Annotated in this window: 17 protein-coding genes; 10 read left to right on the plus strand and 7 right to left on the minus strand. The window is 63.6% G+C overall.

Going from position 1 to position 14834, the window contains the following annotated elements:
* Positions 1 to 78: 78 nt before the first annotated feature.
* Genes N8A98_RS20730 through N8A98_RS20740 form a run of 3 tightly spaced genes read left to right on the plus strand, consistent with a single transcriptional unit; the run spans position 79 to position 1787 of the window.
* Positions 79 to 921: an NAD(P)H-binding protein gene (locus N8A98_RS20730; protein WP_262168183.1), complete on the plus strand. Its 843-nt coding sequence runs from the start codon at positions 79 to 81 to the stop codon at positions 919 to 921.
* A gap of 54 nt (positions 922 to 975) precedes the next feature.
* On the plus strand, positions 976 to 1314 hold the full coding sequence (locus tag N8A98_RS20735) for an ArsR/SmtB family transcription factor (RefSeq protein ID WP_262168185.1): 339 nt from the start codon (positions 976 to 978) through the stop codon (positions 1312 to 1314).
* The gene (locus tag N8A98_RS20740) at positions 1311 to 1787 is read left to right on the plus strand and encodes an SRPBCC family protein (protein ID WP_262168186.1); all 477 of its coding nucleotides are present in this window, start codon (positions 1311 to 1313) and stop codon (positions 1785 to 1787) included. The genes N8A98_RS20735 and N8A98_RS20740 overlap by 4 nt, the downstream gene beginning before the upstream one ends.
* Here the strand turns inward: N8A98_RS20740 and N8A98_RS20745 are convergent.
* Both N8A98_RS20745 and N8A98_RS20750 read right to left on the minus strand, forming a co-directional pair.
* Positions 1771 to 3018, minus strand: a complete 1248-nt coding sequence (locus tag N8A98_RS20745; protein ID WP_262168188.1) for an MFS transporter — start codon at positions 3016 to 3018, stop codon at positions 1771 to 1773. The genes N8A98_RS20740 and N8A98_RS20745 overlap by 17 nt on opposite strands.
* Entirely contained in the window at positions 3015 to 3617 is a 603-nt protein-coding gene (locus N8A98_RS20750) for a winged helix-turn-helix domain-containing protein (RefSeq protein WP_262168189.1), read from the minus strand. Before N8A98_RS20750 ends, N8A98_RS20745 begins: the two co-directional genes overlap by 4 nt.
* 191 nt (positions 3618 to 3808) lie before the next feature.
* Here N8A98_RS20750 and N8A98_RS20755 point away from each other — a divergent pair, with 191 nt between their 5' ends.
* Both N8A98_RS20755 and N8A98_RS20760 read left to right on the plus strand, forming a co-directional pair.
* A complete protein-coding gene (locus N8A98_RS20755; RefSeq protein ID WP_262168191.1) occupies positions 3809 to 4801 on the plus strand; it encodes a S66 family peptidase in 993 nt (330 codons plus the stop codon).
* Positions 4802 to 4842: 41 nt separating this feature from the next.
* Positions 4843 to 5133: a hypothetical protein gene (locus N8A98_RS20760; RefSeq protein ID WP_262168192.1), complete on the plus strand. Its 291-nt coding sequence runs from the start codon at positions 4843 to 4845 to the stop codon at positions 5131 to 5133.
* 6 nt (positions 5134 to 5139) lie between these two features.
* Here the strand turns inward: N8A98_RS20760 and N8A98_RS20765 are convergent, their stop codons facing one another.
* Together N8A98_RS20765 and N8A98_RS20770 are read right to left on the minus strand one after the other, a co-directional pair.
* Positions 5140 to 5523 (minus strand): VOC family protein, encoded by a 384-nt coding sequence (locus N8A98_RS20765; protein WP_262168194.1) that lies wholly within the window; start codon positions 5521 to 5523, stop codon positions 5140 to 5142.
* A gap of 105 nt (positions 5524 to 5628) precedes the next feature.
* Positions 5629 to 6066: a winged helix-turn-helix transcriptional regulator gene (locus N8A98_RS20770; RefSeq protein WP_262168196.1), complete on the minus strand. Its 438-nt coding sequence runs from the start codon at positions 6064 to 6066 to the stop codon at positions 5629 to 5631.
* 112 nt (positions 6067 to 6178) lie between these two features.
* On the opposite strand from N8A98_RS20770, the gene N8A98_RS20775 reads away from it, so the two are divergent.
* Positions 6179 to 7060 (plus strand): SDR family oxidoreductase, encoded by an 882-nt coding sequence (locus N8A98_RS20775; RefSeq protein ID WP_262168197.1) that lies wholly within the window; start codon positions 6179 to 6181, stop codon positions 7058 to 7060.
* A 340-nt stretch (positions 7061 to 7400) separates the two neighbouring features.
* Here the strand turns inward: N8A98_RS20775 and N8A98_RS20780 are convergent, their stop codons facing one another.
* Entirely contained in the window at positions 7401 to 7604 is a 204-nt protein-coding gene (locus N8A98_RS20780; RefSeq protein ID WP_262168199.1) for a hypothetical protein, read from the minus strand.
* 326 nt (positions 7605 to 7930) lie between these two features.
* On the opposite strand from N8A98_RS20780, the gene N8A98_RS20785 reads away from it, so the two are divergent.
* The 3 genes from N8A98_RS20785 (at position 7931) to N8A98_RS20795 (ending at position 12406) form a co-directional block, all read left to right on the plus strand.
* Positions 7931 to 10312 (plus strand): efflux RND transporter permease subunit, encoded by a 2382-nt coding sequence (locus N8A98_RS20785; protein ID WP_262168200.1) that lies wholly within the window; start codon positions 7931 to 7933, stop codon positions 10310 to 10312.
* 80 nt (positions 10313 to 10392) lie between these two features.
* Positions 10393 to 10914, plus strand: a complete 522-nt coding sequence (locus N8A98_RS20790; RefSeq protein WP_262168201.1) for a hypothetical protein — start codon at positions 10393 to 10395, stop codon at positions 10912 to 10914.
* A gap of 100 nt (positions 10915 to 11014) precedes the next feature.
* Positions 11015 to 12406 (plus strand): diguanylate cyclase domain-containing protein, encoded by a 1392-nt coding sequence (locus N8A98_RS20795; protein ID WP_262168202.1) that lies wholly within the window; start codon positions 11015 to 11017, stop codon positions 12404 to 12406.
* A gap of 359 nt (positions 12407 to 12765) precedes the next feature.
* Here the strand turns inward: N8A98_RS20795 and ssb are convergent, their stop codons facing one another.
* Entirely contained in the window at positions 12766 to 13287 is a 522-nt protein-coding gene (gene ssb / locus N8A98_RS20800; protein ID WP_262168203.1) for a single-stranded DNA-binding protein, read from the minus strand.
* Positions 13288 to 13550: 263 nt separating this feature from the next.
* Complete coding sequence (locus N8A98_RS20805; RefSeq protein WP_262168205.1) at positions 13551 to 13796, minus strand: hypothetical protein; 246 nt, start codon at positions 13794 to 13796, stop codon at positions 13551 to 13553.
* A 179-nt stretch (positions 13797 to 13975) separates the two neighbouring features.
* On the opposite strand from N8A98_RS20805, the gene N8A98_RS20810 reads away from it, so the two are divergent.
* A complete protein-coding gene (locus tag N8A98_RS20810; RefSeq protein ID WP_262168207.1) occupies positions 13976 to 14620 on the plus strand; it encodes a LysE family translocator in 645 nt (214 codons plus the stop codon).
* The last annotated feature ends 214 nt before the right edge of the window (positions 14621 to 14834 follow it).

Below are 14834 nucleotides of genomic sequence, written 5' to 3' on the forward strand. Positions count from 1 at the left end.
CGTTGTTTGGCGCAGCCGCAGCATCGAGATAGTCGCGACCGGCGTCAAGAGAAGGGCCGGGCGCGAAAGGAATGCAAAATGCAGCAAACGGCACTTGTTCTTGGCTCCAATGGCATGATCGGCAGGCGGCTGGCACCCATGCTGGAAAGCCGTGGCGTAGACGTCCGCAGCGCGAGCCGGAGCGCTACCGGCGCCAGCCATTTTGATTGGCACGACAAGGCCACCTATCGGCCGGCGCTCGAGGGCAATAGAGCGGTCTATCTGGTCATTGCCGATCCCGGCGCGGAGCCGGACGCGACAATCTTGCCGTTTCTCGAAGAGGCGCGTCTGGCGGGCGTGGGCAAGATCGTTGCGGTATCATCCTTTGGCGTTACCTTTTCGGGCGAGCCAGACACGTCCCCACGCCGCCGGCTCGAGCAGTTGATTGCCCAAAGCGGTCTGGATTGGACCATTCTGCGTCCAGGCGGGTTCAACCAGAACTTTTCCGAAAGCTTTCTGTTGCCGGGCATCATGCAGGCCGGCATGGTGGCTACCGCGACGGGCAGCGGGCCAGTGGCGTTTGTCGATGCCGGGGATATTGCCGCGGTGGCGGCGATAGCCCTGACCGAGAGCGGACACGAGGGCCAGCATTATAGCCTGACCGGGCCGGAAGCGCTGACCTTCGCGCAAGCGACGGCAGTGATCGCCGAAGCCGCGGAGCGGCCGATTGCCTATCAGGCGCTGTCCGAGGCGCAATTTGCCGGCATTCTGGCAGGCGCCGGCATACCACCACACGCCATCGCCATCATGGTGCGCGACCAACTCGCAATCAGCCGTGACGAAGCAGCTGTCGTCTCTGCCACCGTGCCGGAACTGACCGGGCGCAAAGCCCGGACCTTTGCAGACTTCGCCAAAGCGGCGGCGGCCGTCTGGCGGGCTTGACCGCCCAAAGCAAAGCGTATTTACTCAATTACGTAATTACAGGCTTGAGCAAATATGCAAGATCACCTCAGCATCACCTTTGCGGCCCTGGCCGACCCGACGCGGCGGGCCATTCTGGCCCGGCTGACCGAGGGGCCGGCCACGGTCAACGAACTGGCCGAGCCCTTCGCCACCACCCTGCCCACCGTCTCGCGGCATCTTAAGGTGCTTGAGGAAGCCGGGCTCGTGGTCAAGGAGCGCTCGGCGCAATACCGCCCCTGCCGGCTCGACACCGCGCCGCTGGAAGCAGCCGATCAGTGGATAGAGCGATACCGCGCCTTTTTCGGCGAACGGTTCGATCGGCTGGGTGCCCAACTCGACGCGATGGTCAAAGCCAAAGGAGAACAGCCATGACAGCGCAGAAACGCGGCTTCACCCTGACCCGGATCTATCCGGTGCCGCCCCAGGACGTCTTCGCGGCGTGGACCGAGCCCGATCAGCTTGCATGGTTCTTCAATCCCGGCATGCCGGTCGAGCAGCCGCCCGAGGTCGATCTGCGCGTTGGCGGCGCCTGGCGGCAGCTTATGGTCGAGCAACCCGGCAAGTCTTACATGACCGGCGGGATTTACCGCGAGATCGATCCGCCGCGAAAGCTGGTGTTCAATTTCGGCGCGGTCGGGGGATGGCCCGACCTGGCGCATGGCCTCGACGATGCGCTCCTCGTGACCTTGCTGTTCAACCCGGTGCCGGGCGGCACGGAAATGGTGTGCCGCCTGGAAGTGCCGGCCCATGTCAGCGATGACAAAGCCCGCGAATGGTTTGCACTGGGCATCGAAGCCGGCTGGACGCAGACCGTGGATCGCCTGGTTTTCAGCCCGGTTGCGTGAGGTCGGGGACAGCAACCGGTCGGCGCCCCATCTGGCGAAAGCTGGGCACGGCCAGGGGCGCCGATGTGGCCACCAGATAGAGCAAGGCGGTAACGCCCAGCGCGGTGGCGATGCCCCAATTGTCGACCAGCACGCCCGCATAGAGCCCGCCAAACGGGATCAGCGCCCAGCTCAAGGCCCCCGCCAGCGCCACCACGCGTCCCACCATGGCGGGCGGTGTGCGTTCGAACAGGATGGCTGAAATGATCGGGTTGATGAAGCCGGCGGCCAATCCCCCCAGCAGCAGGACCGCCACGATGGCCGGCAGCGGCAAGTTGACCGCATAGATGCCCATGGCCAAGGGACCCGCGCAGAAGAAGCCTAAAGTGTACAGCAGCAGGCGCGGCAGACGCGGGCCGTAGATTGCCGCCAGGGCCGCGCCCACTATGGCAGAGCCCGAAAAAGTCGCGAGCAGAATGCCCACCCAGGCCACATCCAGCCCTGCCGTGCGCACCCAGACCGGCAGGAGCACTATGGAATAAGCCTGGTCGAACAGGTTGGTAAAGGCGATCATGATCGTCAGGCCGAGCAGCACCGGGTCCCGCCGTAGCACATGCCAGCCACCGGCCAGTTCGGCGCCGTAACTGGTGGCAATGACTGGTTTGGGCTCGGCTGCCGCAATGCGAGCCGGCAGCCCCGCTGCCAGCACCAGCGCCGAAAGCAAGAAAGCCAGTGCATTGACCAGCAGCGCGGGCCCCGATCCCAATAGGCCGATCAGCACGCCCGCGGCGGCGGCGCCCAAAGTGCCGGCCAGCCGATCGCTTGCCCCCACTACCCCGGTGATCCGCTCCAGCGGCAATTGCCCCATGGCGGCCACGGCGGGCACCAATGCCATCTTGGACGCATCCGATGGCGCCCGCAGCACCCCGATCAGCGCCACCAGCGGCAACAGCACCCAGATCGACAGCAGCCCGGCCCAATAAAAGAGCGGCACCAGCGAGACGGCGAACATCGACAGGCAATCGCACCACACCGCCACTCGCCTGGCCCCAAGCCTGTCGATCAGGGGGCCGCCCAGCGCCTTGGCCAGCACATAGGGCAGCATTTCGGCAAAGCCGACCAGCCCGGTTAGCACCGGGCTGCCGGTGGTGGTCAGCACCAGCCATGGAATGGCGATGGCCGACAGGCGGGTCCCGGAGGTGGACAGCACGGTGGCGACGGACAGCGCCACAAAGGAGCGAGGCATGGTCACGGCTGATCTGGCTCCGTTTGCTCTGTCGCCAGCGGGGCGGCATTGAGAATAATCGAAAACGGTCGATGGTCCGGCGGCAAAGGCGTTCCCAGTGGAGGCGCCGACGCCAATGCCTGGGCCATCAGCGCCTGGATCTGCTCGATCAGCGCGGCCGCCGCCTCCGGCGTCATGGCGATAGTATAGTCACTGACGCTCGAGGCCTTGCGCCATGCCGTCGGCAGGCGGGCATAGCCATCGTGTGCCGCCTGCATCTGGGCCATTTGCCAATGCAACGCGGCCTGCTGGAAGGCCAAGCCGGCATCGAGCGCTTCACCCTCGACATGCTCGCCCAGAAAGGACGTCACCTCGTGCCGGGCGCGCCACCAGCGGTCGCGCCGGTTGCCCTGCCCTACGGCCTCCTCGATGAAGCCGTGCAGCGCCAGCTGCCGCAAATGATAACTCGTCGCGCCCGAATTCAGCCCCAGCCGCGCCGCCAGGCCTGACGCCGTCGCCGGCCCATCGACCCGCAACAGCCCCAACATGCGCAACCGCACAGGATGCGCCAGCGCCTTGAGCGCGGTGGGATCGGGACTTACCTGGCTAACCTGACGTTCAGGCATGGCGAACCTCTTTCGAGGCCGCACATTACATCGCAAAGATATCTTTGCAAAGATTTGTTTGCGAATGCACCCGAAGGTAGCGGCTTAGCAAAATCGAACGCTATAGTACCGGCACTGTGGGGGATATCAGCACGATGCCAAACGCATTGCGAAAGCCGCAGGCCCTTGCGGCCGGAGACCGGATTGCGACAGTGTCGCCCTCATGGGGTGGGCCAGGCACGTTTCCGCAGCGCTACGAAACCGGCAAGCGGCAGCTTGAGGCCGTGTTCGGCGTGAGCGTCGTCGAGATGGCGCATACCTTAGCGGACGCCGATTGGATTTCGGCCAATCCGCGCGCCCGGGCCGATGACCTGATGGCGGCCTTTGCCGATCCGTCCATTGCGGGCATTTTCTGCACCATTGGCGGGGACGATTCCATCCGCCTGCTCCCCTATCTCGATCTGGCGGTGATCCGTGACAATCCCAAGGTGTTTCTGGGCTTTTCCGACACGACGAGCCTGCACCTGGCCTGCTTTGCTGCGGGGCTGACCTCGTTTTACGGCCCCAGCATCATGGCCGGCTTTGCCGAAAATGGCGGCATGCATGACTATACGGCGGATGGGGTGCGGCGGGCGCTGTTCAGCACTGACCCACCCGGCCTCGTGCCGGTGAATAGCGAGGGCTGGACGGCCGAGCGTTTGGACTGGGGCAATCCTGTGCTGCAGGGCCAGCGGCGTGTGTTGCAGCCGGCCGATCCGGTGCGCGTGCTGCAGGGCAAGGGCATCGCGCAGGGACATTTGCTGGGCGGATGTGCCGAGGTGCTGGAAATGGTCAAAGGCACGGCGTGGTGGCCCTCGCTGGATGCGTGGCGCGGCGCGATCCTCTTCATCGAGACCTCCGAGGAACCGCCAGCGCCGGGCTTGTTTCACCGTTGGCTGCGCAATTATGCGGCACAGGGCATTTTGGGCGTGCTGAACGGCATCGTGCTGGCGCGGCCGGACCCCGAGGGTGACGCAACCTATCGCGAAAAGCTGGAGGCGGCACTCATCGCGGCGCTGGCGGAGGCCGGGCTGACCGACCTGCCAGTATTGTCGGGCCTCGATTTCGGCCATACCCAGCCCATGCTCACCCTGCCCTATGGCGTGCAGGCGCGGATCGACTGCGGCACCGGGCGAATGAGCATTCTGGAGGCCGGCGTGGTGTAGCCCAGACTGGTCATTACACAACCACTACACTATGCAGGGCCATGGCAGATACTTATCGGGCGTGGCTTCGCGGGGCGGAAAAGTGGCAGAACATTGCGGTGATCGATCTGCGATCGCTGGATGGCGTCGGCAAGATGCTGCAATCGGCGGGCCTCAAGACGCTGGGTGAAATCGACGAAATGGAGGGCCCCGAGCTGCTGAAGCTGCCGGGGCTCGGCGTCGGCGTCATCCGGCGGGTTCGCGGCATCATTCGCAATTGCAAGGCAGAGGAACGGCGGCGCAGATCGGCAACGGTTTCGTTACGCGTCCGGCCGCCGCGGGTGGCGCTTTAGCCTGCGCTAAATCTCCTGCGCAATCTCCCAGACATGGCCGGAGGGATCCGCAAAGGCGGCCGTGCGGCGGCCCCAGTGCCGATCCATCGGGCCATTGAGGAAAGTCACACCGCGGCTTTGCAGCTCGGCATAGGTGGCGTTGACGTCATCGACCCGAACGGTGAGCAGCATGCGGGCGCCCGAGGTCGCAGCGCCGACCGGCGAAGGGGTGACCAGTTCGGGGGCCTGACTGGCGGCGAGCAGATTAAGCATGGCCCCGGAGAATCTGAGCAGCGCCGAGACAGGGTCTTCACCGATAATTTCGGCGGCGAAGACCTTTTGATAGAAGGCCTTGGCGGCGGCGATATCTTCGACAAACAGGGTGACGACTTCGATTGCATTCAGGCGCATGGGGAATTCCCTTCCGATTTGGCTGGCCGGCAAATGGCCGGTTCACCGCCTCGACGCGTGGGCGCCCATAGCTTCGACTATTATTCGTGAAAAAAAACTGAGCGATCACGCAGCCTGGTCAAACTCGGTGCGGGAGCGATCGATATCGGCAAAATTCTCGTCCGCCCAGCGGATCAAATGACCGAAGGGAACGATGACGGATTCGCCCAAAGCGGTCAGCCGATACTCCACCGATGGCGGCTTGGTGTCGAAGACCTGGCGGGAAACCATGCCGTCGCGTTGCAGGTCGCGCAGCGTCTGGGTCAGCATTTTCTGGGAAATATCGGGGATTTCACGGCGCAGCTGATTGAAGCGTTTGGGGCCGCTGGCCAGCGTCATCACCAGCAGCATGCTCCACTTGTCGGAAATCTTGTCGAGCACACCGCGCACCGGGCAATTGCCGACCGGCTGGCCCACATTGGCGCTCCATTTTTCAACAAAGACCGTGGCTTCTTCGAGTGCGGCGCGCATGGTGGTTACCTTGAGGTGACGTTGTCCCGGCAAAGTGCCTCCTTTCGCGTCGTGAGCAGACGCACTAGATAGCACTCTCTATTCGATACTTACTCTCTCAGCGCCTGTGCTGCAAGGGAGCGGTGTTTTGACCAAGGAGAGAGACATGGCAGACTTCAAGAACAGCACGCTATTGGTAACCGGCGCCTCGGGGCAATTCGGGCGCCTCGCGGTAGAAGAATTGCTGGCGCGCGGCGCTACCAAGCTCATCGCCGGCACGCGCGATCCGGCCAAGTTGGCCGATCTGGTCGCCCGCGGCGTTGAAGTGCGCCAGCTCGATTTCGATGACAAGGCCAGCCTTGCCGCCGGCTTTGCCGGGATCGAACGCGTGCTACTGATCAGCACCGATGCGGTGGGCAACCGCGTGGCGCAGCACAAGAATGCGGTGGAAGCGGCCAAGGCCGCCGGCGTCAAGCACGTGGTCTATACTTCCGCACCCAATCCGCGCCCCAATCCGGGCACCGGGGTTTCGCCCGAGCACTATTGGACCGAGGTGGCCATTGCCGCTGCCGGGCTCGATTTCACCTTTCTGCGCAATCACATCTATGCCGAAATCAGCCTGCGCGGCGCTGCTCCCGCCATCGGCTCGGGCCAGCTTTATGACGCCACCAATGGCGGGGGGCGCTCCTATGTGACGCGGGCCGACGCCGCCCGCACCGCAGCCGGTGCGTTGCTGACGGCGCAAGGCCAGGCCATTTTCGACGTGACCGGCCCGGTTGCCGTGACCCAGGCAGAGCTGGCAGCCGAATTCGCCAAGGCAAGCGGCAAGCCGGTGGCCCGCGTCGGGTTGAGCGGCGAGCAGTTGCGCGGCGGCCTGATCGCCGCCGGCCTGCCTGAAGGCATGGCCGATGTCATGGTGGCTTTCGACGTGGACGCCGCCGATGGCTACCATGCCGTCGTAACCGACACGGTCGAACAGTTCAGCGGCCGCAAGCCAGAAACGCTGACAGCGTTTCTCGAGGCCAATCGCGCAGCTTTGGTGGGGTAATCATCCCCGCCCGGCCCAACCACCGGGCCTCCCTTCTCCCCTCGTGGGAGAAGGTGCCCGAAGGGCGGATGAGGGGGCCTTTCTTCGGCCACCACGCATAGGATGTCGCAGTGCCTCTCACCCCGATTGCGCCCCACCCACGGTGTCACCCCGGCGCAGGCCGGGGCCCATCCTGAGATGTGACTACAGCCGCAAGGCGTGTGGACTAAAAGGGGCTCGCGTCAGGCGATCTGGCGGCAAGTGGTAATATCTCGAGATGGGCCCGGCCTGCGCCGGGTGACATCGTGGATGGCTCGGGTTTTAGCGACGACCCTCCCACCAGAGCTACTCTTCTCCGGCATCAGTCGCAGAACGCCGCAAGTCCCGCGCCCTGCTCTGCAGCGCGGGCAAGCATCCCCCGCATCGTCTTGAACGCAGCCGCCCGCCCGCCGTCAATGCCAAGCGTGCCGGCATTCGCGCTGAACACACCCAGCATCGTCATGACCTGGTCAGGGCGCAGCAGCGTGTCCTCGAAATAGCCGAGCCCTCCCCCGCTTGCCTGCATTGGTCGAACACGCTGGCCAAGGCGCGATGCACGTCGAGGTCGATAGAGCCCGCATGGACCAAGCCCTGCGGGCCCTCGGGCATGGCTGTGCAGGAAGACGGCACGAGGTAGATGTCGAGCATGGCTTACCGCTTGTTTGAGAGACATGGGCGCAGGTGTCGGGGCCGCGTTCAACATGGCAGCATCAAGCTATCGTCGTCGAGAGGCGCCCCACTTGTCTCAGCATGCTGGTGACAACCTCGCCCCCTCTTCCGCCGCCGCTGGACGCTCCCGTGCCAAACCCGTAGGACTGCCGCAACGGCGTGCTCGTTGCGGAGTCTGGTCCTTTGATTGGTTCGTGGTTCAAGCGCTTTTGGGCGCGGTTGGTATACGATCGCTCGATCGGCTTTGGGCTTGAGCATATCGGGCTGACGACGCTGCGCTATCCGCGCGCCGTGGCGCTGGCGGTGCTAGCCTTCACAGCCCTTTGCTTCACCCAGGTGCCGCGTGCCTGGGTCGATGGCGACCTGCTGCGCATCTATGCCCATTCCGGGCATTATTACGATGCCTATGAGCACCTGTCCGACACGTTCGGCACATTCGAGAATGACCTCTACGTGCTGGTCAGTTCGCCCACGCTGACGCGGCCGGAAACCCTCGAGCAGGTGCGCGAGCTGGCATTCGACCTCGAGCTCAACGAGTTCGCTGTGGGCACCATGTCGCCCTTCACCCTGCGCAAGCCGGAAGGCGCTGGCACCTCGGTGCCCGCCGTGCCCGAGGGCATGACCGAGATTGCCCAGGTCGCGCGGGCGCTGACCGATCTGCAGCAGAACGACCCGATGATGCGCAATCTGATCACGCCGGACCTGACCGGCGTGGTGCTGATCCTGTTCCCCAATCAGGATATGGTGCGCGAGCATGGCAACAAGGCGCTGATCGCGTCGGTGCGCGACACCATCGCCTATTATGCCGGCAGCGATATCAATGTGGAACTGACCGGGCCGCCGATCTGGACCACCGAAATGGTCAATGCGGCGGTATCAGACCAGATCAAGTTCACCCTGTGGGGCTTCGGGCTGGGCTCGTTGATCGCGCTCTTCGCGCTGCGCTCGGTGCCCGGGGCGCTGATGGTGGCGGCGACACCCTTCCTCGCCGTGATGTGGACCATGGGGATGGTGATCCTGTTTTTCGGATCGTTCTCCTTCCTCACCATCATCGTCACGACCCTGGTGCTGGTGATTTCCTTCGCGGAATCGATGTTCTTCATCTTCAACTGGCTGGCCTATTGGCGCGACGGCATGGAGCCCAACAAGGCCGTGGACGCCACCGTCAAGCTGGTCGGGCCAGCGACGGCGCTGACCATGCTGACGACGCTGGTCAGCTTTGCCTCGCTGGCGCTGACGCCGGGCCAGGGTATTCGCGAATTTTCTATTGCCGGGGCCATCGGCTCGTTCCTGCTCTTCGTCTGCCTCATGACCTTCATGCCGCTGATGCTGAAGGCCGCGATCCGCATCGGCTTCAAGGCGCCGCGCCGCGTCAGCCCGGTGCTGACTGCACCACTGCCGCTAAGCTGGTTTCTCGCCAGCCGGTTCGGCCGGCCGATCGCCATTGCGGCCATTATCGTCACGCTGTTGCTGTTCATTCCCTATGCGCTGATCCAGCCGCATTTCTCGTTCGAGGATTTCGTGGCGCGGGATTCAAGCGCCCTGGCCACCGCCGCAGAGATCGATAGCGGCGTGGGCGGAGTAGCCCCGATCTATATCCGTGTGCCGCTCAAGCAGCATGACCCCAATGTGGGCGCGGAGGATTTCGAGACCATCAAGGCGGCGCACCAGATTCTCGAGCGGCATCTGGGGCAGAACAAAGTGATCTCGGCGGCCAGCGTCAGCAATTACACCGATGCCGGCTTCAGCCGCGAGGACGTGCTGGAATCCGTGGGGCCGTTCATGCGGCGGCGCTTCGTCACCGACGATGGCAGCCAGGCGCTGGTGACCGGCTTCATGCCGACGATTGTGGATTCCGACGCACTCAAGCAATTGGTCGAGGATGTCGATAACGAGCTGGCCGCAGCCGGCGTCGAGAATGCCGAGATCGGCGGGTTTCGCGTCCTCACCACCTTTGCCACCGACCAGATCGTGCGCGGATTGCAGCTTGATCTGACGCTGAGCGTGTTGGTCAATCTGGCGCTGATCGGCTTTGCCTTCCAATCCTTCAGGGTGGCGCTGGCGTCGGCCATTCCCAACCTGTTCCCCGTATTGGGCACCGAAGCCTGGCTCTATTTCAGCGGGGCCGGGCTGCAATTGACCACGGTGATCGCGCTCACCATCGCCTTCGGCATAGCAGTGGACGATACGGTGCATCTCCTATCGCATTATCTGCATGCGCGGCGGGAGGAAGGGCGCTCCCATCTGGAGGCGGTCAAACACACGCTGGAGCGGATCGGCGGCGCCATCGTCGCCACCACCATCATTCTCTGTTCCGGTGTGATGATCGTGGTGTTCTCAGACCTGCCGCAGGTGGCGCTGTTCGGCACGCTGTTCGTCTCGACGCTGGGATTTGCGCTGATCGGGGATCTGTTCATCCTGCCGGCTCTGCTGGCGGCGGGTGGCAAGTTCTTCCAGCCGCTGGGCCGTATCCGCGTGCGCATGGCCGATCATGATCCGACGCCCGACGATCCGAGCGGGGATGCGGCCACCGAAGTTATCCGCCCTAATCCAAGCACGACTTAGTGCCCCGTCTTGCGCGCAAATTTGCCGCCCGATTACAAGAATGAAACGATGATTCGGCCTTCTGACTGGAGCCTTGCTGCATGACCTTTTTTGGACCTCTGTCGCGTGCGCTGGCACTGGGCCTGCTCATTGTGGGCGCCCCCGCCCTGCCCGCCTATGCGGCGCCGGCCGATGTGGCACTGCTCAAATCCTATATCGGGGAATGGCGCGGCCGCGGCACAGTCACGGGCGCCAATTCCGAGACGGTGGTGTGCCGCCTCTCGCTCAAGCCAGGCAATCAGGACAAGGTCAATTACACCGGCCGCTGCACCGTGGCCGGCAGCCAGCTCTCGATGAATGGCACCATTGCCTATATCGATGCGAGCAAGCGCTATGAGGCGGCCATGACCTCCAATGTCGCGTTCTCCGGCATTGCCGTTGGCCTCAAGCGCGGCGGCGGGTTGATTTTCAACCTGCGCGAGCGCGACCAGGACGAAGAAGGCAAGGAAATCGGCATCACCGCGCAGATCGCGCTCAATGCCGACGCCATCGACGTCAATTTCGAGGTCATGTATATCGCGACGGGCGAATATCTGCGCGCCGAAGTGCCGTTCAGCAAGTAATCGGCCGCGATCACAAGCTGTTGAAAGCATGAAGTCTTAACCGTGTGTGAGATAGCGTTCGACAGAACTTGAACACCCAGGACGAGCGCACGTGCGCCCCATGCAATTATCCGCCGCATCTATGGGCAATCCGCCAACCGGCGATGGCGGCCCCACGGCGCTAGAGGCACGGCTTGAGCGGGTCCGCCAATTGCTCGGCATTGACGGTGCCCTGCTGGCCCTGGCCGGCGGCGAGACCATGCAGGTGCTCTGGCATGCGGGCGCCTCCGCCGAAATCGAGGGCGAACTGGCCGGGCTGCACCGCCGCGCCGGCCTGCGCACCACGCCCCTGATCGTTCCCGATATTGCCGCCGAAGGCTCCCCGGGCTTTGTGCGGTTTTACGCCGGCATTCCGCTGACGCTGGGCGAGGATAGCCCCCATTTGCTGCTGAGCCTGTTCGACACCAGCCCGCGCGGCCCGGCCATGGCCGATCAGCTCGCCGCCCTGGCGCAGGAAGTGTTTGGCGGCGATGCCCTGCAACGCGCGCAGGCGACGATTGCCCGGCTCGAGGCGGAATTGGCCGAGCGCGAGCGGACCGTTGCCGAGCTGCTCGCCATACGACGGCGCCAGATGCAATTGGTGGACCGCGCCTCCGAGACCGCCCGCATCGGCATCTGGGAATGCGATCTCAGCGACAACAGCCTGCAATGGAGCAACGGCGTCTACGACCTGTTCGAATTTCCCCGCGGCGCCAAGGTGAGCCGCGAAGAGACCGTCGCCTGCTATTCGCCGGCCTCGCGCGAGGCCATGGAACGCGCCCGTGCCAAGGCTATTGCCGAATGCAGCGATTTTGCGCTCGATGCAGAAATCACCACGGTGCTGGGCCGTCGGCGCTGGATGCGGCTGACCGGCACGGTCGAGGCCGAAAACGGCGTGGCCGTGCGGATTTTTGGCATGAAGCAGGACATTACCGAGGAAAAGCTGCTCGCCGACCGGACACGCTATCTCGCCGAATTCGACGTGATGACGGGCCTGGCCAATCGCAGCCAGTTCCAGGCGCGGCTGGCCGATCTCGATGGCGGTTCCGGCCACGCCCCCATCGGGGCCCTGCTGCTGGTCGATCTCGATAATTTCAAGCAGATCAACGACACCTATGGCCACGCCTTGGGCGACGAATGCCTCAAGGAAGCCGCCTCGCGCCTGCGCGACGCCTGCCCCGGCGCCGAACTCGTCGCCCGCATCGGCGGCGAAGAATTCGCGGTGCTGCTCGGGCAGGCTGGCAAAAACCATATCGATGAAGTGGCCGAACAGATCGTGCTGGAAATCAGCCGCCCCTTCATGCGGCTGGGCCAATCCCTGGCGCTCAGCGCCTCGGTGGGCATAGCCTGCGCCGACGGCGCCCCGCCCCCCGACCTGTTCAAGCGCGCCGACACCGCGCTTTACGCCGCCAAGGCCGCCGGACGGAATACCAGCCGGACGTTTCATACCGGCATGCCGTATACGGTGAATTAGGGGCGCTTAGCCTCTCAGCGGGCGCTCCTCTCCAAGATTGGGGCTCTCGTTACCCCCACCTAGCCTCCCCCTGATAGGGGGCGGGACCGCCTTGTGATCGTGACTCGATCCAGTCCCAAGAGTGGAGAGATCCCTCCCCTATCAGGGGGAGGCTAGGTGGGGGTACTGAGATGCCGTCCCCAGACCTGACCGTCGTTCGGCCCCTCTGAAGATAAAGTCCAGAGATCGTGGCTCTCGTCACCCCTCCCTGCCCTCCCCATCAAGGGGTTGAACCCGGCGGATGTGGCCACGCCCGAGCAAAAGAAAAAGGAGGCCACCGCAGTGACCTCCTTCTCAATTCCTACCAAGCCCGCCTAGCCTCAGAACGGGATATCATCATCCATGCCGCCGGGCTCGAAAGCCGGGGCGTTGGAGGCCGGGCGCTGGGCGCCGCCGCCACCCGCAGGACGGGCACCGCGGAAGCCGCCATTGTTGTCGGCGCTGCGGAAACCGCCATCGCCACCACCGCCGCCGGCATTCTCGCCTTCACCGCGCCCATCAAGCAGGGTCAGGTTCGAATTGAAGCCCTGCAGCACGATTTCGGTCGAATATTTGTCCTGGCCGGACTGGTCCTGCCATTTGCGGGTCTGCAACTGGCCCTCGATATAGACCTTGCTGCCCTTGCGCAGATAGCTTTCCGCCACGCGGGTGAGGCCTTCCGAGAAGATCACTACCCGGTGCCACTCGGTCTTTTCGCGCTGCTCGCCGCTGGTGCGATCCTTCCAGCGCTCCGAGGTGGCGATGGATAGGTTCACCACCTTGCCGCCGCTCGGCAGATTGCGCACTTCGGGATCGGCACCCAGATTGCCGACGAGGATCACCTTGTTGACGCTGCCTGCCATAGCAAAAATCCTTTCAATTCAGTCCCGGGCCGCTGTGCCGCCAGGACGCTCACATATCTCGTTGCCGGGGCGACAAGCCCCGTGATCGCCAGACCTTACTCCGCTCTGCTTCGCCCCGCGCGCCAAACTTGGCGTTTTGAACAGAGTGATGCCAAATTCGCCATTTGTTCCCTATATGTTCCATTCGTAGCTTTGAGTCAAGCTAGTGGGCGTGGGATAGAAGGCTTTAGTGCTAGCGGGTACCCGCTAGCACTATATAGGGCTTAATTGCCCTCTTTCTCGACCTGGCGTCGGACCTCGGAGTCAGTAAGGGCAATTTGGCGGTCGAACAAAAACTGCAGTAGGTCTCCGCCTGCCGCATCGTTCAGCGCCTGCGAGCTTATGCCATCGACATCAGCTTGTGCTCGACACATCTCCGCTTCTTGGGCCATTGCCGATTTGTGCTCGTGATAAAGCGGCGTGTTAAGATTATTGCTGACCCACTCTTCAAGCCACTCACTAGCATCCATATTCACCGTACTCCCTGTGCGTATCACTCAGCATACAAGCGAATCCGCTTGTATTCCGAACGTTGAAAATTGACCAATTTCAAACTGAAACACGGCCGTCAAGACCACTGCTGACACAGTTTGTCAGCAGGGCTCGGCCAAGCCAGCACGGACTTTCCTCACCCCACGCGAGACCATGATTGGACTACGCCCAGGCGCTCTGGCTCTACTTTATCCTGCTGTTCGGCATCATCATCGTGCCCGGCATGGATATGTTCTTCGTGCTGGCCAATGCGCTGACCGGCGGCCGGCGGGCGGGCCTCATGGCGACGGCCGGGATCATGCTGGGCGGCGCGGTGCATACGCTGTTTGGCGCGTTGGCGGTCGGCGTGCTGACGCAGTTGCCGGCCGAAGTGTTCCGGGCAATGATCCTGATCGGCGCAGCCTATATGGCCTGGATCGGCTATACGCTGGTGCGCAGCTCCATCACGGTCGATCATATCGGCAAGGCGCCGAGCCGCTCGAGCTGGGTGGCGTTCCGGCAGGGATTGATCACCTGCCTGCTCAATCCCAAGGCCTATATGTTCGTGGTGGCGGTGTTTCCGCAATTCATCCGGCCGCAATTCGGCCCGCTCTGGCGGCAGGCGCTGGTGATGGGCGTGATGACGGTGCTGATGCAGATGCTCATCTATGGCGGCCTGGCGCTGGCCGCGGCCAAGGGTCGCGACGCGCTGATCGGCAACCCGCAGGTTACCCAATGGATCGGCCGGGGCGCTGGCGTGTTGTTCATCCTGGCGGCGGCGTTCGCCGTCTGGCATGACGTGTTCGGCCATGTCGGGACTTGACCGAATCCAGTTTGTTCCTTTTACGTTCTTGTGCGATAAGGAAAGGCGTTTTGCGCAAGCCTGCCCTGACACGATAAGGTGACGCCGGCGCTCAAACGCCCGGTAAGATGGCCGCTTGCGGCCAAGGCGGCTGGCTCCTATCTCTGCAAGCTGCCAGCCCAACGATGCGAATTTAATTTGCCGCCCTGTGCCCACACGGCGCAGCCAGCCATGG

Origin of the sequence: Devosia neptuniae (assembly GCF_025452235.1) — a bacterium.
Classification (GTDB): Bacteria; Pseudomonadota; Alphaproteobacteria; order Rhizobiales; family Devosiaceae; genus Devosia.